The sequence below is a fragment of the Salinimonas sediminis genome (genome assembly GCF_003429285.1).
Taxonomy (GTDB): Bacteria; Pseudomonadota; Gammaproteobacteria; order Enterobacterales; family Alteromonadaceae; genus Alteromonas; species Alteromonas indica.
The window spans coordinates 2,688,714-2,709,026 of record NZ_CP031769.1; the positions used below are offsets into that span (position 1 = coordinate 2,688,714).

12 protein-coding genes are annotated in these 20,313 nt (G+C 47.4%); 4 read left to right on the plus strand and 8 right to left on the minus strand.

From position 1 onward, the window contains the following. Positions 1-87 precede the first annotated feature (87 nt). Positions 88-2,661 carry an EAL domain-containing protein gene (locus D0Y50_RS11960; RefSeq protein ID WP_232366250.1) on the minus strand — a complete coding sequence of 858 codons (2,574 nt, stop codon included), beginning with the start codon at positions 2,659-2,661 and terminating at the stop codon, positions 88-90. A gap of 886 nt (positions 2,662-3,547) precedes the next feature. On the opposite strand from D0Y50_RS11960, the gene D0Y50_RS11965 reads away from it, so the two are divergent. Continuing rightward, positions 3,548-4,531, plus strand: coding sequence for a transposase (locus D0Y50_RS11965; protein WP_117317158.1), 984 nt, complete (start codon positions 3,548-3,550; stop codon positions 4,529-4,531). A 199-nt stretch (positions 4,532-4,730) separates the two neighbouring features. On the opposite strand, the gene D0Y50_RS11970 is transcribed toward D0Y50_RS11965, so the two are convergent. The 5 genes from D0Y50_RS11970 to D0Y50_RS11990 form a co-directional block, all read right to left on the minus strand. Beyond that, positions 4,731-6,062, minus strand: coding sequence for an OmpP1/FadL family transporter (locus tag D0Y50_RS11970; protein ID WP_108568223.1), 1,332 nt, complete (start codon positions 6,060-6,062; stop codon positions 4,731-4,733). Between the two features lie 695 nt (positions 6,063-6,757). Then, entirely contained in the window at positions 6,758-7,132 is a 375-nt protein-coding gene (locus D0Y50_RS11975; RefSeq protein ID WP_108568224.1) for a hypothetical protein, read from the minus strand. Between the two features lie 608 nt (positions 7,133-7,740). Then, positions 7,741-9,567, minus strand: coding sequence for a sodium:solute symporter family protein (locus D0Y50_RS11980; protein WP_117317160.1), 1,827 nt, complete (start codon positions 9,565-9,567; stop codon positions 7,741-7,743). A gap of 21 nt (positions 9,568-9,588) precedes the next feature. Further along, complete coding sequence (locus D0Y50_RS11985) at positions 9,589-10,584, minus strand: LacI family DNA-binding transcriptional regulator (RefSeq protein ID WP_108568226.1); 996 nt, start codon at positions 10,582-10,584, stop codon at positions 9,589-9,591. A gap of 239 nt (positions 10,585-10,823) precedes the next feature. Next, the gene (locus tag D0Y50_RS11990) at positions 10,824-13,835 is read right to left on the minus strand and encodes a TonB-dependent receptor (RefSeq protein WP_117317162.1); all 3,012 of its coding nucleotides are present in this window, start codon (positions 13,833-13,835) and stop codon (positions 10,824-10,826) included. A gap of 744 nt (positions 13,836-14,579) precedes the next feature. Here D0Y50_RS11990 and D0Y50_RS12000 point away from each other — a divergent pair. From D0Y50_RS12000 to D0Y50_RS12010, 3 genes are read left to right on the plus strand one after another with little or no spacing between them, the layout of a single operon-like run. Next, the gene (locus D0Y50_RS12000) at positions 14,580-15,170 is read left to right on the plus strand and encodes a gluconate 2-dehydrogenase subunit 3 family protein (protein ID WP_108568335.1); all 591 of its coding nucleotides are present in this window, start codon (positions 14,580-14,582) and stop codon (positions 15,168-15,170) included. Between the two features lie 14 nt (positions 15,171-15,184). Then, a complete protein-coding gene (locus tag D0Y50_RS12005) occupies positions 15,185-16,915 on the plus strand; it encodes a GMC oxidoreductase (RefSeq protein WP_108568229.1) in 1,731 nt (576 codons plus the stop codon). Positions 16,916-16,918: 3 nt separating this feature from the next. Continuing rightward, positions 16,919-17,812, plus strand: a complete 894-nt coding sequence (locus D0Y50_RS12010) for a sugar phosphate isomerase/epimerase family protein (RefSeq protein ID WP_108568230.1) — start codon at positions 16,919-16,921, stop codon at positions 17,810-17,812. A 290-nt stretch (positions 17,813-18,102) separates the two neighbouring features. Here D0Y50_RS12010 and D0Y50_RS12015 read toward each other — a convergent pair whose 3' ends face one another. Both D0Y50_RS12015 and D0Y50_RS12020 read right to left on the minus strand, forming a co-directional pair. After that, entirely contained in the window at positions 18,103-19,320 is a 1,218-nt protein-coding gene (locus D0Y50_RS12015; protein ID WP_108568231.1) for an alginate export family protein, read from the minus strand. 116 nt (positions 19,321-19,436) lie between these two features. After that, positions 19,437-20,294, minus strand: a complete 858-nt coding sequence (locus D0Y50_RS12020) for an ABC transporter ATP-binding protein (RefSeq protein WP_108568232.1) — start codon at positions 20,292-20,294, stop codon at positions 19,437-19,439. Positions 20,295-20,313 lie beyond the last annotated feature (19 nt).

The following is a 20,313-nucleotide window of genomic DNA, read 5'->3' on the forward strand; positions in this document are numbered from 1 at the left end:
GAGCCGGGTTATCGGCCCGCGGAAATAGTTAATCTGCTGTGGAATACTATACCCACTACATTATGCCAGCCATGCCCCGGTTGCTCCTCAATTGGTGCACCATTGAGGGATATTAGCTGCTGGCATGGGTCGGGCTATGCCGTAGCCTTGCGCCAACTCACAACCCAGTTTTTGTAAGGCTTTGCCATGAGCCAGAGTTTCCACACCCTCAGCGATAACTTGTCGCTTGAATGTTTTCGTTAAACCTATCACCCCTTCGATAATGGCAAGATCATCCGGGTCATCCAACATAGTGCGCACAAAGCTTTGATCAATTTTTATCAGATAAGCTGGCAAGCGTTTCAGATAAGTCAAAGACGAGTACCCGGTGCCAAAATCATCTAACGAAAAGCGAACACCCAATGCGTGACATGCATGCATAGTGGCCGAAACCTGACTGGTATCCTGTAGCGCACTGGTTTCCAATATTTCTAACTCCAGCCAGTTAGCTTTTGCCTCAGGGTGTGCAGCAAGAAGCGCCGATAAACGCTCGGTAAAATTACCTTGCTGAAGCTGGTATGCACTAATATTGACACTTACGGGTAAATGTATGCCTACAGCTTGCCAGCGGGTTATTTGGCTCAGCGCCTCATCTATGACCCACTCCCCTAGTGTCAAACTAATTGAATGCTCTTCAATAGCGGGTAAAAATGCCAGCGGAGGTATGATCCCCTGATTAGGATGCTGCCAGCGTAACAGCGCTTCTGCTCCGATGATTTCGCCGGTTCGCATATTCACTTTCGGCTGATAGTGGAGCGTAAATTCATTATTTACGAGAGCCAGCCGTATATTATCGATACTTTTGTGCTGAAAGTTAATGGCGTCTTCCTGCGCCGTATCAAACTGATGATAGCGGTTTTTGCCCGCCTGTTTTGCTACGTACATAGCCTGGTCTGCATGGCGCATTAGCTGCTCAGCATCAACGCCATCCTGGGGGTATAGCGTAATACCGATACTGGCAGAAACCTGAACCTGGGTTTTTCCTATCGATAATGGCGCCGACGCGGCTTTTAGCAGACGCTTGATAACCCGCTCACCATCTTCGAACTTTTCAAGGTCCACTAAAATTGCAATAAACTCATCACCGCCTATCCTGGCCAACGTATCTCCATCACGTAGCGCATATGTAATGCGCTGGGATACTGCGATAAGAAGCTCGTCACCAACGGTATGACCGTAGGTATCGTTTACAGCTTTAAAACCATCTAAATCCATAAATGCTACCGCCAACGATTTACCATAGCGCTTGCACTCAGCCATTGCTCTGTTCAGCCTGTCGGCCAGCAATACCCGGTTAGGTAAGTTAGTCAATAAATCGTAGTGCGCTATCCGTTCCAGCTTTTCTTGGTTAGCTTTTATGGAAGTAATATCGGTGGATAAAGAGACATAATGCTGCACCACATCGTTGGCATCCTTAACCGCACTTACTGTAATCGTTTCGGGATACACTTCTCCATTTTTACGGCGGTTCCAAATGTCTCCACGCCAATGTCCATTGTCTAGAATTTCGGCCCACATATCCTTATAAAAATCGGGTGGGTGGCGATCTGACTTAAGGATTCTTGGGTTGCATCCAAGGACATCTTCCTGCGTGTAACCAGTGATTCTGGTAAAAGTATGATTTACCTCAATAATATCACCTGCAGCGTTTGTAATAATGATACCTTCATTGGCGTGGGTAAAAACACTCGCCGCCCGTTTAAGGTTCTCCTGCGCCTGCTTTTTCTCAATGGCAATACTGGCTAATGAAGCAGTCTGTTCGATGGTGGCTAAATCAGCGTCTGATGGGTAATTTACAGTACTATGGTAAATCGCAAAAGTCCCTAGAACCCGACCGGTGGTAGAGCGTATAGGTTCCGACCAACAGGCACCAAGGCCAGCTTTTTGGGCTATCTCTTTATAGGGCGCCCAGTAAGGATGAGTTTGGATATCGTCTACAATCACCCGTTCGTTAAGGAATGCTGCCGTACCACACGACCCGGCGCCTATGCCAATGGCTAAGCCGTGTACAGCCCGATTATAAAACTCAGGTAGATTAGACGTTCCGCTCAACAGATGCTTACCAGCATCATCTAATAAAAGCACACTGCATAGCATATCGGAGTTTTCAAGCTCTACCCCGCGTACTATAGCTTCCAGTATAGTGGGTAACGTTTCTCCCCCGGTAATAAGTTCCAGCACATGCGCGCGGTTTTTTTCACGTTTGTCTGCCAGTTTGTATGGGGTGATATCGTGCCCAATACCCACTATATACTTATTTCCATCTGGCGCCGTAAAGCGGTACTTACGGGTGAGAATGGTTTTTGTCGGCTGCCCCTTAACGGTTACACTTTCCTCGGCTACGGTTTCATTGCCCGAGATGAGTATCTCACGCTCCTGGGCAAGTAGCTCTTTGGATGAATATGGCACTGAGCGAGGCTCATCCTCATCCCCAATAAGGTCTTTTTTCTCCAGTCCATAGACCTGACAGAACGCATCGTTCACATGAACGAAGCAACCTTGCGTATTTTTGATAAATATCGGATCTTTTGAAATATCAAACGCTGCGTTGACCAGCATAGATGCTTTAACATAGTCGATAGATTTGGGCTGAGTTATTGGCATGTTCTTCTGGGATGCCATAATACGAACTCCTTTCGAGGCCTTTAAATGCTGACAAACTTACTGTTTCCGTAATGATTATAAATCAAGAGTAGTCATTTTAAGCATTAAGAAAACGGTAAGGCATGAGATGGTGCGTGAAAGTCTTGATACGATGCGTAAAACTGGATAAAAAATGGATAAAGCACATACACTGCATGAAACTGTAGAACCAATCGCCTAAATCCGCAAATGAGCGACACGTGATCCCCCTAATTGGTCGAGATAATCCTTTGAGATAACGCTTTGGGACATCCATCTATTTACTCGATCAGTTTACTGAGACATCCATAGCTGACGTAGAGAAGCTTTGGTGAGACACCCACGCCGGTCCTCCCTGTAAACACATTGGTAAGGGCTCGTCGGTTAGAAGTAGCGTAGTTTACTGAGACATCCATAGCTGACGTAGAGAAGCTTTGGTAAGACACCCACGCCGGTCCTCCCTGTAAACACATTGGTAAGGGCTCGTCGGTTAGAAGTAGCGTAGTTTACTGAGACATCCATAGCTGACGTAGAGAAGCTTTGGTAAGACATCCACGCCGGTCCTCCCTGTAAGCACGTTGGTAAGGGCTCGTCGGTTAGAAGTAGGGAAGACATCTATTACAGGCCCAGGTCAGACACCCATTTCTGGCTTTTTGTTAACAAAAGCTTTGGTAGGACATCCACCCGGGCTTCTCGGTAAGGACATTGGGAAGAGCTCATCAGTTAGACGTAGGAAATACACCCACTCTTGGCTTTCGAGTAACAACCTCTTCATCAATTGCCTATCCCCCGCCCTCTTTTACAGCATAACCTGATCTTTTGAACCGTAGTCATTGCCCGCTTTAAGCCTATACTGGCCTTAATACTTTCAACTGTATTTATTGTTATGCCCAGCGCCAGAAAGACCCAGATTTGCCTCAATGATACGCCTTATTATCACTGTATATCACGCTGCGTAAGGCGTGCCTGGCTATGTGGTAACGATGTCCTGACCGGCCACAGTTACGAGCATCGCCGCGCCTGGGTTGAAAAGCGACTGCATTTTCTTGCGGGTATCTTTGCTATCGATGTATGTGCCTATGCAGTGATGAGTAACCACACTCATGTGGTACTGCATATTGATAAGCCCCTGGCGGATACCCTGACTACAGTGGCAGTATTACAGCGCTGGCACCGCTTATATAAAGGCACATTGCTAAGTGCTAAATACCTTTGTCCGCAGCAGCGTCGAAGCCTGTCTCAGGCAGAAGTGGCTACGGTGGAAGCCACCGCTGGTATTTGGCGAGAGCGGTTAGCCGACATCAGTTGGTTTATGCGGGCGCTTAATGAGTACATCGCACGTCAGGCCAATCAGGAAGATGAGTGTACCGGGCGGTTCTGGGAAGGACGCTTTAAATCCCAGGCATTATTAAGTGACACGGCGTTGTTAGCCTGCATGGCCTATGTAGACCTTAATCCGGTTCGCGCGGGCATTGCCTCCACGCCCGCAGCGTCGTTGTATACCAGCATTCGTCACCGGCTACGCCATAGCCACCGTCAGCGCCCGGTGGCACCCTTAATGGCCTTTAATGACCAAACAACACTGTGCCCATCCCGTTCTTGTATACCATTTAGCTTTACTGATTATCTGGAACTGATAAACACTACAGGCCGCTTTAAGATAAAAGGCAAATCCTGCCTTAGCGATACGTTGGCGCCCCTCTTACATCAGTTAGGACTGAAACCGGAGCAATGGTTAGCGTTGACGCAGGGTTTTGAGCAGTGTTTTCACCGGGCCGCAGGGGATATGGAAAGTTTGCTGCGGTATCGCAACAATCATAATCTCAGTCGTATTGCCGACAGACGTAATGCACAACGACTGTTAGGTTAGGCATTTCCATTTCCATTTCCATTTCCATTTCCAAAAAAGGTATCGGGTATATGTAACCCCCCCCTCATTAGTTGCGCCCATAATTAGAGGAGGTTTACATATAGCTCAGCTAACCAGAGATGCGAAGCCGAACTAACATAAAAAGGCCAGCCTTGTTATGGCTGGCCTAATAAACAGGTAATCAACTAACCAATATAGTTTAGAAGCTAGTGTTTACCTGAACACTTAGGATGTGCGCGTTCGCTGATTGTGTACCCACCATTGTAGACTCAATGCCGGTTTCACCCAGTGCACGGGTTTTGTTGATATCAGCCTCACGACCATTGATGTAGGCGTAGCCAAAATCAACAGAGGTTTCTTTACTCATATTGTAAGTAAGACCACCTGTGACCCAATGACGATCAGTATCCGGGATACTCAATGAACGGTTCTCAGTAGTGACCACGCCATCATCGTAAGCGTATCCTGCACGTAAGGTAAATTCATCGTTGAGAATATAAGTTACGCCCAGAGCACCGCGCCATGAATCATCAAAGTTTTCTTGTTTGATCAACTGGTCAGTGCCATCTTGTAGATTCGCTTCAAGTTTCTCAAAGGTACTCCAATCTGTGAAGACTACACTTGCTTGAACAGACCACTGGTTAGTTATTTTTTGATTGACCGCTAGTTCAGTTATGGCAGCAAGGTTTAAATCAAGGCTACCAGGCTGATTGAGGTTGGCCGCCAATATTGAACTTACTTCACCATCCAGCTCAAGTTTTGTTTCACTACGGTAAGACAAACCTACATTCGTCATCTCAGTCGGTTGCCAGAAAATACCCGCATTCCACCCAAAGCCCCAATCATCACCTTCGAGTTTCAAAATAGATGCATTTTCCGGAAGCGTGATCGCCGTTCCCATCTCAGCACTCAAACCTTGCTCTACAATAGGCGTTAATGAATCAGGTAAGGCAGAGCTTATTTCAGCATCAGCATAAGTGACACCCACACCAAAACCAACTCGCAAGGTATCGCTAACTTTATAAGCTAGTGTTGGATTTAGCGTAAATGACTTAACCTCTGCTGTATCAGCAAAATTAAGCGCGCCAAAGTCGCTTCCGTAGTCGGTGCGTAAACCGTAGGTCGTAAACCCACCCAGACCAAAGGAGAGCTCATCGTCGATAGGCGTGATATAGAAGAAAGCAGGAACGATAGCTGTATCGGCGATATTATCTTCTGACGCTTCGACTTGAGCTACAGTCACTCTTCCGGCTGGCGTAAGCGCGGTGGAGGTAGACTGGCCTGCCACATCAACGTTCGGGTCGATAAAACTGATTGCGCCGCTTAACTGTGTTTTCTCGAACACGCCGATGGCCGCCGGATTTGTTGCTAATACCGACGCGTTTTCTGGTGTTGCAGCTTGTCCAGCAAAAGCCCGGCCTAAGCCATTGGCACTGTGTTCATTGACTTGGAAGCCAGCAGCGAAAACCGAAGAAGATAGGCATGACACGGCCACACCAACTGATAAGAATAATTTTGAATGTCTAAACATGAAGCTCTCTGGTTTTTATATTTTAAAGACTGCACACTGAATAAACGATGTGTTAACAGCTAATAGTTTATATTCAGGCGCGCATACTAAGACAGAGATTACGGGGAAGTGGTACGACCTGCAATATCAACTCATCGCGATTGGTTGGTATTTGAGCGAACAATTTGATAATTTTTTGTTTAAGGACATTTAACAAACATTTAAGCTTAATATTTATCATTTAATTAACATTTTTTCGTATATATTCACATTCGCTGTATCGTTTAAGCTCTAATCGAAAAGTAAGTAGTGAAGTTGGCATACAAATAAGTAGTAGCGCAAGGGGTCAATTACAGATAGAGAGTATCGCTGAATATTGAATTGTTCTCTCTAGCACGCAGTTAGCGATTCGAATATAGCTAAGGCGATTTATAGTTAACTGTACTTATCCTGCATGCTATTTTTAACAGAAAATAATGGGAGCTATGAAATTTACCCGCAAGATCTCCTCAAGGAATTCTCCGAATATTTATTGTCGCTGCGCTCAGGCTGAAGATTATCGAAATTTTTATAACCAATCACATTTGACGTGCTGTTATTATTGTCAACCGCCTCACCCGACGCCGTAGGTACCTGACAGTTGACACATGCAAAGGCAGGCATCGTGGCTATACGATGCTGGCCCATATAATGGCGCTTCGGCTAAGGCGTTCTGACTATTTGTTCTGTGAGGAAAATGGAGATGTCACGGAAATCTTTGGGCTTCTGGTAACCGCGACCATCAGCATAGCGGTGCGGTCTTCCACAGCACACCGATACTCTTTTAGTTTGAGCCTATCGTAAGCAGAGCATAGGAAAACAGAAATTGTCTGCGCTTTTTCAATAAGCTTATTATTCTGCCCTTCTTCAACCTCAAGTAAAATAGCACAAATGTCGAAGGCACAGCCGAGATACGCTATAGCGTCGCGATAATTCCCATCCATAAATAGCATGGTTCCCTGCAGCTCGTCTCTGGCCAGAAAGTGGATAGCGTCCGCAGGGTGACTGTAGACCCAGTCAGTATGTTTAGAACACAAAAAATTGATATGCATAGTTCGTCCTCCTGTTTAAAACAGTAAAACCTTTACATTATTATTGCAACTGATAATTGTTATCATTTGCATTATAGCGTTTCAATTTTACTTTTTATCCGCTTAGGCGTTTGCTCCGAGGTACCCTACACATAGGTTTAGCCAGGGCTATTACAGGGAACTACTACAATGGGTGTTTTGTAGTAGTCCCATGCATCGCTAGATTAAACTCTCGAATGGGTGTCTTGTAGTAGTCCCACGCATCGCTAGATTAAACTCTTGAATGGGTGCCTGGTGAGTAGTCGAATAGGCTCGAGTGGATGTCCTATGAATCTCAATGGGTGTCTTATAGTAGTCCCATGCATCGCTAGATTAAATTCTCGAATGGGTGTCTTGTGAGTACTCGAATGGGTGTCTTGTGAGTACTAGATTGAATTCTCGAATGGGTGTCCTATGTATCTTGAATCCGGGCTCGAGTGGATGTCCTATGAACCCTTGAATGGGTGCCTGGTGAGTAGTCGAATAGGCTCGAATGGATGTCCTATGAATCTTTCCTATGAATCCGAATGGATGTCCTATGAATCTTGATGGCTTTTCGTTTAAATGTGCCCTACCCCGTCTACGCCAGTTTACTCATCATTTAGATCATCTGGCCAGTCCTGTAAATGGTCCCACCACTGATACTTTAACCATGCCGACGTTATCACAGCGGTGGCAGCGGCGAGGCTAAAGGGTAGCCATTGCTGAATAACCAATAACACTGGCGCGGCAGTTAGTGATGTATGCCAAATAAGGCCTACGCCAACATTCACACTATCACGCTTAAATGCTCGATTAGGTTTTAAGGTAGGGTAATGCTTTATCGCCTGTCGATGCACCGGTCCCCACCAGCCCCAGGGTCTGGTTTTTCGATAAAAATGGATAAGCACCGACATGTCGTCGGGGCCGCTTAGTAAGCTTGCTATAACGCTAACCACCAGGCAGCCTGCGAATAAAAACGGAAAGCCATACAGCGCTGAGATATCAGTAAACATCATAATTACCGCAGCCGACATCCCCGTCATCATACCCCAGCAGTAACCTGCAGCGCTAAAGCCCCACCAATACCATTTGAGTAAGTTGGCGGCCGTGTATCCGCCAAACAACGCCGCCCCCAGCCACATGATGAGATGGTTCAGGCTATTCATAAACATTCCCAGCGTGGCACCACCTATAATGAAAAGGAGTGATACCCAGAAGCCTGCTTTAACTTTGGTGTATTCCGTTGCGTTGGGATTGATATATTTTTCGTACACGTCGTTGATAATATACGCCGGCGCAGCATTGGTAGTGGCGGCAAATGTAGACATGAAGGTAGCCAGTAGCCCGGCCACAATAAGGCCTAACAAACCAGTGGGGATAAAATTTGCCATGGCAAAAGGAAGGATACTTTCAAAGTCTATCCAGCCGCCGCGCTGCTGAAATCCTGGCACTAAATAGACTAACGCCAATACGGTTAATCCGGTGATAAACAAATACCTGGGAATCAGTAATACCGCGCTCACCAAGCCACTCATTCTGGCTGCGTCCCCTGGCGTGCGAGCCGATAAAATGCGCTGCATGTCGTAATTAGGCGCGGGGCCGGCTAAGCTCTGCAAGATACCTTTGAATACGGCCAGCATCAAAAACAAGGAAAACAACGAATAGCCATCTGTAGCAATTTGTTCATTTACCTGCGGCAAAATACCTTGCCAATTAAGCTCTAGCTCCCACCCAAAACGAAGGTTCGACCAGCCGTGGGGGACTGCCGCCTCCAACATCGCTGGTGTGACCTGCATTATCGCGATAATGCCTACCGCCACGCAGGACATTGTCATTACGATAAATTGTAAAATTTCAGTATATACCACGCTCAACATACCGCCTTTAAGCATATAGAGCGCAGTGAAAAGGGTTACCAAGCCCCCGTAATATATTGCATTAGTTGCCGGATCTGAATGCAGCGTCCAAGGTAAGAATGCGCTGGCAAATTTCCCAATGCCAACAAACCCATAGGCTAGAAAGCCCAACACACTGATAAGCGCAAAGGCCACTACTATAAGCTGACTATAACGGGCCGCACGGCTGTGCCCAAACCGAAACTCAATCCATTGCGCCCCCGTCATCACTGATGAGCGCCTCAACCACAGGGATAAAAAAACCATCAAAAAGACCTGATTAAAGCTAGGCCATAACCAGGGTATAAAGATACTTTTCAAACCATATACAAACAGCAGGTATACCATCCACATGGTGCCGCTGATATCAAACATGCCGGCCGCATTAGACAATCCAAGCGCGGGCCAGCTAATTCGGTTGGACCCTAAAAAATACCCTTTTGCGGTTTTATCGCTGCGTCTGGCGGCCAGCCAGCCAAGCCCGGCTACGCCCATCAAATAGGCCACCATTACCGCAATATCAATTACAGACAGGATCATCGCTGCTTGCCTGAGCCGGCCTTATACGCGTTTGGGTGCACTGGTGCTTTCACGGCTAATCAATTCATATGGAAGAATATATTCCTGCACTTTGGGCGTTTCGCCTTCAATCATCTGTAACAGCAGTTCAGCCGCTTTTTCGCCTATTTTCACCGCCGGTTGGCGTACTGTCGTCAGTGCGGGATCGTAGTAATTAGCCACGTCGATATCATCAAAACCGGTTACCGAAATATCCTCGGGCACTTGCAAGCCCTTCTCTTTAAGCCCTTTAATTGCACCAATCGCCATATCGTCGCTCATGCAAAACAGTGCTGTGGGTTTATTTGCCACCTGGGAAAGATGCTGAACCGCATTAAAGCCCGACCATAAGCTGAAATCGCCCTCCACAATAATCTCGTCGTCATACGCAATGCCGGCACTTTCAAGTGCCTGTTTGTAACCCTGTAGCCGATCTATGCTATGGCGGTTGTTGCTCAGGCCTGAAATCACGCCAATACGGGTATGGCCCAATGACAATAAGTATTTCACTACTTTGCTGGCCGCTTCAATATTATCTATCCGTACTGAATGATAGGGTGTACCTGCACAACCTCCGGCATTAACAGCTTTTATGGTTGGATCAGGAAGAGGGGCGTCATCGTCGTGTGGCCGCAGCTGAATGAGCCCGTCTGCCTGACGGGTTTCCACCAGGCTAATAAACTCACTTTCACGAGTTACGCTATCACGGGTGTCTCCTAATAGCACATTGTAACCACGCCGGGCGGCTACATCTTCGATGCCACTGATTAGCTGGGCGAAAAACAAATTTGCGATATTAGGGACCAAAACCACGATGGTATTGGTTCGCTGCAAGCGAAACTTTTGCGAGCTTAAATTCGGTTTATACTGAAGTTTTTCGATGGCCTCGTTAACGCGTTGCAAACTGTGTTTGGATACCATCTCAGGGTTACTGATTGCCCGGGATACAGTAGCAATCGATAGACCCGACTCGCGGGATACATCTCGTATTGTCGCCATTTATGTGTCACTGGTTTAAAAGAATTGTTTCAACCTACCGTGTTTACGTTATATTTTTCAATAAAAACATAAATTAACGCGTAAGCCTATAAGCATACATGGACGGGTAAATAACACAAAGGCCAGCCGCTGAATTATCCCGCGCTGGCCTTTGGCTGGTGAGCAAAACGCTATAGTAGCAATAGCACCCAAGGAGCTTCTTATTGAATGCTATGTGCAGCTATAGCCGCCTTTTACTGCTAAAACTTCGCCCGCACACCTACAATATAGCGGGTTTCGTAGTAGTTCTGGAAGGCGTACTGGTCTTCCCACTGTAAATAGTAATCTTCATATTCGCCGGTAATGTTCGAACCTTGAGCGTATACCGTAAATATGTCGTTGATATCATAGGATGCCGAAACATCAACATAAGCGGTATCTTCCTGGAATAGGTTCAGCGCGCCCCACCCGCCTTGCCCGGCTAGCCTTTCACTACGGTAGTTATAAGCAATCCGCGCTTCAAACCGGTCGCCCTGGTACCAGCCGATAAAGTTAAACTGGCGCTCAGAGTTATCATTGAACATGTTTTGGTTGCCATATATATCCGTACCAGACCCTTCGCTTGGCGAATAGGTAAAGTTGCTATCAATACCGAAATTCACCAGCAAGCTGTCCGAGTCGATAAAATCACTGAACGCTATTTTTGTACCCACTTCAAACCCTTCCAGAGTACCTCCATCACCTTGTGCTAAGGTCGATATAGGCACCGAACGCCGTACCACGCCGTCCGCGTCAGGCATTTCCATGTCTATGGTTTCAGAAATAGTAAAGCTGTCTATTTCGACTCTGAATATCGCTGCACTTATCATGCTGGCTTTACCCGGATAATACTCTACTGACAGGTCATAATTGGTAGAGCGCCAAGGATCCAGGTTTGGATTTCCGGCCAGGCTACCGCCGGTTACAATAAACTGGCCCTCGGTGGGGCTATCCGCCACAGAATCCAGGGCGTTATTTAAACGTAGACCTTCACCATACTGGTTCAGGTTCAATGGCGTCATTGCTTCAGAAAACGCCAATCGCGCCACCACGTTTTCACTCAAATTGTAAGCCAGGTTAAGTGACGGCAGCACATCGGTATAACTACGTTCAGTGACCACGTCTCCCACATCAATAGCGGTACCACCGTACGCCAAATTTTCACCGGCTATATTCTGTTTAACCTTAAGGTCGGTTTCCACCACCCGCAGCCCAACGTTACCTGTAAGCTCACCGTCCAGCCCTTCGAAATTGGCTTGCACAAAATAGCTCATTTCAGCAATATCTGCGGTAAAGCTATTCCCCGGTATAACTTGTTTGGTCGACGAACCAAATACTCGGTTGTGGAAAGCTTCGGGGTCGTCATAATCAGCTGGATCCACTGCCCACACCGCCGGAATTCCTTCAACCGGGCCAAAATCAGACACCTGAATAACGTTATTATTCTGGTTCAGCCCTATATGTTCCAGTGCAGCGTACGGCATAAATTCGCCATTCACTAGTTCGCCATCAGAACAGGCGGGAGCCGGCGCGCTCAACAATACATCGGTAGCTTTCCACTGGGCCTCGCAGCCCGCGCTCTGAACGGGTGAAAACAGGTTATAACGCTCGTAATCGGCGCTGCGATCACCGTAGCGAACGCCTGCCTCAATACTGGTAATATAGCCGCTTTCCAGCAAATATTTTCCTTTCATGCTAAACGCGTGCATATCGCCTCGCGCGTTTTCGTTACCTTCAGAGCTATAAGCACCAATATTGTAACTGTCTACATTGGCCATATAGTCGGCGGTAGTGGCACCGTTTCCTAAGCCGCCGGCAAGCGGCCGGTCAAAGCCACTCCACACGGGATGTTCGCCGGTCGTATCATAGCTTAAATGCGGATTTTCACTGTATCCCAGCGCATTAATTGCTTGCAGGCAACCACCTTCATCACCTACTACAGTATCTCCCGCTTGGCACTTATCCGCGGGTACCAGATTGGTCGTACGCCCCAGCGTGGTGGAGCCGTTAGTCAAATCCCCTTCATTATAACCATGGCGATGTTCCTGGGTGGCGCGGCCGATAATAGCTCTGAACTCGCCGGTGAACGCCCCGCCATTATCATAATCAAGTTGCAAATTAATGTTGGTCGACTGATTGTTATAAACATCGTTTTGAGTAAACGATTTCAACCTTGATGGGTACAATTCAGCTTGCTGCCATGCGTACATTTCCCCGCCATCGATCATAGCCCCGGTGGCCCGTTCTTCGGTAGGCGTAAACCAGCCTCGCGGGCCCCATTTATTGGTCGCGCTAACCCCTACCTTACGGTTAAATTCTTCCTGTTCGGTATAAAAGAGATCGGCGGTAAATACGAAGCCTTCACCAAGATCAACCTGGGTGGAAGTATTAAAACCAATTCGCTCGCGCTCTGTCCCCTGGTTCCATGCTGAAAAGCCCTGGGCACCCATGATTACCCGGCCATCACGCCCTGGCGCACCAATTTCATCAGCGTTAGTGCGGTCGGTCCAGCCCGCATCACCCGGGCTTCCGGTATTCAGGCCATTGTATGAGTTCGCCAGGTTAACATTGGCATAGGTCCCGGAAACCAAAAAGCCAACTTTACCGTTTTGCCAGTTGTATAAAGCCGATACATTCGGATCGCTTTCTTTGGTTTCATCCCCGCGCTGAATTTCAGCCGTCCCACTTACCGTCTGACCCTCTTCAAAGTCAAATGGGCGATAGGTTTTTAAATTCACCGTACCGGTAATACCGGCATTACCTAAATTGGCTGTCGCGTTTTTGAATACATCGGCACCGCGAAATAACGGGGAAGGTATATCGCTGAAATTGGGTTGCGTAGACACAACAGAATTAGCGCCCAGATATTGCTCGCCGTTTAATTGCGTTACCACCTGGGGCAAACCGCGTATATTTAACGATGCACCTTCACCCGCAGAACGACGAATTTGTACACCCGAAATACGCTGCAAAGAGTCGGAAATGGTCACATCCGGCAACTTTCCGATGTCCGTAGCCGCAATTGAGTCAACCACCGTTGCCGCATTGCGTTTATTAAATATTGACGCTTCCTGCGAACCACGGATGCCGCTGACATTAATCACTTCTATATCTTCATCCTCCGGCACAGTAGATTGTTGAGCAAAAGCACTGCTACAGGTGAACGCAGTAAATATACTCAAAGCCAAGGCACTTAAAGGGAAACTATGTTTTTTATTGGTTAATATGTTCATCTCAGTGTTCCGTTGATTAGCAGGTAAAAGTCGCCGGCGAAGTACACGTTAGCAGCTCGCTCAATATCGTCCCTTCGCTGGCAATGTAACCGTTTTCAGCGAAAGCACTCTAATACACAAAGATTCACTTTTCAATAACACAATTTTCACACCCACCCTGAAGTACGCGCTTTCATCATCCTGCCGAATAAAGATTAAAAGTATAATTTTCATGGTTTTATACACCACTAATAGCGCTAGTAAAAAAACTGAAAATTTTATTTTTGACTTATCTGAAGCCGTATAAACGTAGCGGTAAAAGCCCACCTCCTACGATAAAAAAGTGAACTTTATGAAACCGGTTATTTCTGGTTGAAATCATCGCTTTGATTAAAAAGGATTTTTCATTCATCCCATCGAAACTGCGCGCTAAATATTATTTCACTAGCAGGCCCTATTTATTCATCGTTTGCCGTGTTATGCATAACTACCTTCTCTTATCAAAATATCCAGACAAGCCCACCATCCCCTATTTTAGTGGCGTAGGCCGCTGCTAATGGTGTTGAAACGACGGTGGCCCCTCCCCCTGTTTTTAAATATTTCCAATAGCTGACTAAAAGAATATGATTGAAACCGGTTACAATTAATCGTATCGTACGGTAATGTTAATTTTATTCACATTTACTCAGCGTGTTGAAGCGCAGTGGGGTCATATCCACAGATTGCGGCTTACCGACGGGGCAAAACCGGAGAAAGACAACCAATATGGAACGTAGAGAGCTCTTAAAAACGGCAGCACTGTTATGTGGCAGCGCTGCAACCGGCGTACTTCTTAGTACGCCTTCCCTCGCCATCACGAATACTTTTCAGCAAGCCTCGGCAAACGCCGGCCATAGCCCGAACCTGCTCAATACCGTACAGCTAGAAACACTTCGCCGGATTTGTGAGCTAACGATACCGGCTACCGACACGCCCTCGGCGGCTCAGGTTAATTGTCATTTTTTTATTGATGCACAGCTATCCAGTGTATTTGACACACAAACCCAACACGCTGCGGTGACATTGCTGGACGCACTAGACAATCACGCGGTGCACCAACATAAACAAGGCTTTAGCCAGCTAAACGAGACCGCGCAATTAGCCCTTTTAACTAAGCTTGAAGCGGCCAGCGCCCCGTTCAGTGTTATACAAAAAGATGCATTTAAAGTGCTCAAGGGGCTCATCGTCTTTGGTTATTACACATCGCAGCCCGGCGCGACGAAAGAACTTACTTACCTGGCGGTTCCCGGGCGTTTTGTAGGGTCGGTTAAACTGTCGAAAATTGGCAGCGCCTATAGTTCTAAAGCTTACTATTAAGAAGAATTGCAGTAATGAAAAAACAAACTTACATTAATGAATCGTCAGAAGTTTACGATGCCATCGTGGTAGGCTCGGGGATCACCGGCGGCTGGGCAGCAAAAGAGCTCACCGAAAAAGGCCTTAAAACTTTGATGGTTGAGCGTGGGCGCGTGGTTGAACATCAAAAAGACTACATTACCGAGTCTAAACCGCCCTGGGAATACCCCAACCGTACGAAAGTTCCGCACAATTTAGTAGAAGAACAATACGCCATTCAGCGCCAGTGTTATGCCTTTCATGATGGCACCAAACACTTTTTCGGCAATGATAGAGACTATCCCTATGCAACGGAAGAAGGCACAGACTTTAGCTGGATCAGGGCCAATCAGCTAGGCGGTAAGTCGCTGCTATGGCATCGCCAATCTTACCGCATGAGCGAGTTTGATTTTCTGGCTAACCAACGCGACGGTCACGGTAACGACTGGCCTATTCGCTACAAAGATTTAGCCCCTTGGTATAGTTATGTTGAACAGTTTGTTGGCATCAGTGGTAGTAAGGAAAATTTGCCGCAATTGCCTGATAGCGAGATGCAACCGCCATTTGAAATGACCGCTCCAGAGCGCGATTTTGCTAACAAAATGAAACAGGTTGAGCCCGATAAGCCGGTAATAATAAGCCGTTGTGCACACCTTACCCAGCCGACTAAAATTCAGGTCGAATTGGGTCGCATGCAATGTATGGTGCGTAACGAATGCCAAAAGGGTTGCTCTTTTGGCGCGTATTTCTCTACCCAGAGCGCTACCCTGCCCGCAGCAGCGCGCACCGGAAATCTTTATATTGCGCCTAACAGCGTAGTCGAAAGCCTGATTTTTGATGAAAAAACCAATCGGGTTAAAGGGGTAAGAGTGATAGATAATGACACCCTTGCCACTCGCGAATATTTTGCCAAAATTGTGTTTTTATGTGCCTCTACGCTGGGTACTACTCAGATTATGCTCAATAGTACTTCAAAGCGTTATCCCAATGGTATTGCCAACAGTTCAGGCGTTTTAGGCCGTTATTTGATGGACCATAACTACAATGCCTTGGTCACTGCATCAATAGAAGGCTACGAAGACGAATACTATATCGGCCGGCGTCCCGCCTCATTATACGTGCCTAATTTTCACTACGAACCCGGCCGCTATCATAAGCAATTTAAGCGCGGATATGCGCTGGCAGGTACTGCTTCACGCGCCGATTGGCAGTCAATGGGAACAGGAGACGGCTTTGGTAAAGACTTTAAAGCGCGCCTGCACAACCCGGGCCCCTGGGGTATTGGCCTACAAGCGCAAGGCGAAATGCTGCCCAATCCTGACAATCAGGTTACCTTGCACAACAGTAAAAAAGATAAATGGGGTATGCCACAGCTTAATATAAACTGTCGGTGGTCTGATAACGAAAATGCCATGATGGAAAGCGCCCTTGAAGTTAGCTCCTCAATGATGAAAAAAGCAGGCTTTACCAATATTCAGCAGCGTATTTTAGGCCAGCCCCCCGGGCTCGCTATTCATGAGGTCGGCACAGCCAGAATGGGCCGGGATCCAAAAACCTCTATTTTAAATGGCTACAATCAATGCCACGATGTAGACAATTTATTTGTTACCGATGGAGCCAGCTTTTGTTCCACCGGTGTAGGCAACCCTTCACTCACCTTTATGGCTATCACTGCCCGCGCAGTTGACTACGCGGTTAGAGAAGTCAAAGCAGGACGATTAGGATAATTTATGATGCTATCGACAAAACAATTGTTACTTACTTCGACCTTCAGTGCCGGGCTACTGCTGGCTGGCTGCAGCGAATCAAAACAACCTATCGATAACCAGGCAAAAGAAGTTACGCAGACCAGTGATATTGCCGCGCCGCAAATCAGCGTACAGCTATGGTCGGTAAAAGATGCCTTGAAGGATGACTTCAAAGGCACGTTACAAGAAATTGCGGGAATGGGTTTTGACGGGGTTGAGTTCGCCGGCGATTTTGGTCCTTTCGCCGAGGACCCAGAGGGGCTTAAAGCGTACCTTAAAAGCCAGGGGCTCAGCGCCAGTGGTGCGCATGTGCCAATGGAAACACTAAAAACCAAGTTCGAAGCCACCGCTGAATTTTACCAGTCGCTAGGCGCAAAGTGGCTCATCGTGCCATGGGATGATCGTGCTTTTGACGGAGATAGCGTAAAAGAAGTAGCCGCTGATTTATCCGCTTTAGCCGACAAGCTCGCCCCTTATGATATGCAAGTGGGATTTCACAATCACGCTCAGGAGTGGGCAGATTATCAGCAGGCCAGCTACCTCGATTATCTAGCCCAACACACACCTGATTCAGTAATTCTGCAGCAGGATGTGGGTTGGACAATTCATGCCGACCACGATCCGATTGCCTTTGTTAAGCAATATCCCGGGCGCACGTTAACCACCCATTTCAAATCTGATGTGGCAGAAGGCGATACCGACAAACAACCCATTATTGGGCAGGACGGTATCCAGTGGTCAGCAATTTACCGGGCCACGGTCGAGCACGGCGGTGCTCAGTGGATTGTGCTTGAGCAGGAAGTGTACCCGGATGGTATGACGCCTCTTGAAGCCGTAGAAAAAACAAAGCAAGGGTTTGATAATATCGTAAAATAACAGATTCCAGAGTTGAATGTGCGCTGGGCGGTTGTCCGGGGCACACTCACCTTACAGCTATCATTTATTGCCATGAAGACGTGGGTAAGAGCTGGCAAAATAAACTAACCGGGCGGGCAAACTGGCAGCGGTTAGAAGTGAACAGTCGTGATAAATGAGCCGCAAAAATAAGCGGGCTGCAGGAATAAGCCGACGGGGAGGATTACCCCCTCCCCTACCTCAAACATTTAAACAGCGATTATTGAAAAGGTTACCCGTCTGCTATTTACGCCAACAGTTCAGCTACTTAGCTAAAAACGTGTTCCCAACCATACCCATAGCTTATTGGTATCAACCGCAGCATCGGCACCATCATAGCTAGCATATTTGAGCCCTAGGCTAAATGAATCGGCTATTTTAGTAACGTATTGCACATCAATTTCACTTCCTAAATCGTCAACCTCGGCATCCGACTCACTAGCACTAAAATCATGATAGGTTACCAGCCAGTTGCCGCCCGCTATATTTCCCGCCACCGACACAGACAGATCTTCCAACCCTTGTTGGGGCGTAGTCAGAAACTGATCTACCCAGCCGTTAAACTTATGCAGCGTAGCAAGGGGGGTGGCAAATCCATAGGCCCCATCGTCGGAGCCTAGTACTTCCCAGTTAATTTTACCGGTAACGCCGCCAGCGGCTGCCCCAGCCTCTAACATAACATAACTGGCATCAAACTCGGTGTCTGCATTGGTACTGGTTTGGGTAGCAAATTCAGCCGCATATAACCATTTAACCGTGGCGGTCTGGGTATGGCCGGCATAACTCATACCATACGTATCCAGCCCATTTCGGATATTATTATCTGTTTCGAGTAAATACGCATAGGCGGTTAATTTACCCCACGTGCCCTGGTAGCTTGCATTTAGCAGGTGGTCTTTGCTGTCCATATCCGCCGCATCAGCAAATATGCGGTTGCGCTGGTCGATATAGCTGTAAAAGATGCGTAGATCTTCCTGTTGATAATGTGCACTTAATGCATCAAAAGTTTGCCAGTTTTGACGCCAGCCGACATGGCCGATAAACCGCTGGCCATCCAAAGCAATCACCTGTCGCCCTGCTTTTACCGTAAGCGCTTTAGTTTTATACTGGATAAATCCTTGATGCAGTTCGGTCGACTCAGGATCAGCAATAACCGAATACAAGCCTGTGTTATAACCGGTCGGCGGCACCGCATAGTCATCTATACCAGCAACAGCGCGAACGTCTTCAAGCTCGGCGGTAAATGACCAGCCGTTATGTTCCTGGCTGGAATATCCTACTAAGGTGCGTAAGGTAAGGGCATCGGCATCTTGCAGTGCATTGTCCTGGTCTACCGCCTCATAACGTAACCTAAAATCGGCGAACCCGGTGCCTTGCTTCATTGCCTCATACCAATCTGCAGCGACCGCCGGGCTGTGGGCTAACACTGCTGTGCTGGCTAGCAATATCCCGGGTAAAGCACGTAAACGAGCGGTAGTGTGAGTTCTCATGGTGTATTCCTTGTTAATATTTGCATATAGCCAGGCACGGCCGGAACAAACAAAGCCGGGCCAAGCGTGCCATTACTGTGCTTTTTAGTTAGGTTGAACGGTGAGGCTTTATTTTTTTATGCCGCATCAATTTTTTTGCCTTTCGCACTGCAGGCTTTATTCGCCGCGGTTTGCTTCGCATTAACCGGCTCAATTTTCTTTTGTTTTTCGTACAGGAATGTCAATACCTGGTGGCGGTAGTGGTTGTAGGTAGGATTATCGGCCAGCGCGAGCCGGTCACGCGGCCGCGCCAACTCAATCGGTAACACTTCCCCTACTGTGGCGGCGGGGCCATTGGTCATCATCACAATGCGATCCGACAGCAATACTGCCTCGTCAACATCATGGGTAATCATTATTACCGTATTGCCTAACTGGGCATGAATTTCCATCACCGAGTCCTGCAAATGAGCGCGGGTAAGTGCGTCGAGTGCGCCAAAGGGTTCATCCATCAACAGAACTTTAGGCTCCATAGCCAATGCTCTGGCTATCCCTACACGCTGCTTCATTCCCCCCGATATTTCAGCCGGCAATTTGTCACTGGCGTGGGTCATGTGAACCAATTCCAGATTATGCATCACCCATTCTCTGATTTGTTTTTTAGGCTTGCCGCGCAAGGTCTGCTTCACCGCCAGTTCAACGTTTTTGTATACTGACAGCCACGGCAGCAACGAGTGATTCTGAAAGACCACAGCGCGTTCGGGGCCCGGTTGGGTGACCTCCGCACCATCTAAAATAACCCCACCGCGCGTAGCGTTGAGTAGGCCGGCCACAATATTCAGCACCGTTGACTTTCCGCAACCTGAATGGCCGATAAGCGATATAAACTCACCTTTATTTATCCGCAGATTTACCTCTTGCAGTGCAGTAAAAGCGCCTTTTGGTGTAGGAAAATCTATTCCCACCTGAGTTAGCTCTAGATGCTTGCTCATCATTATGTTCTCCTATTTACCT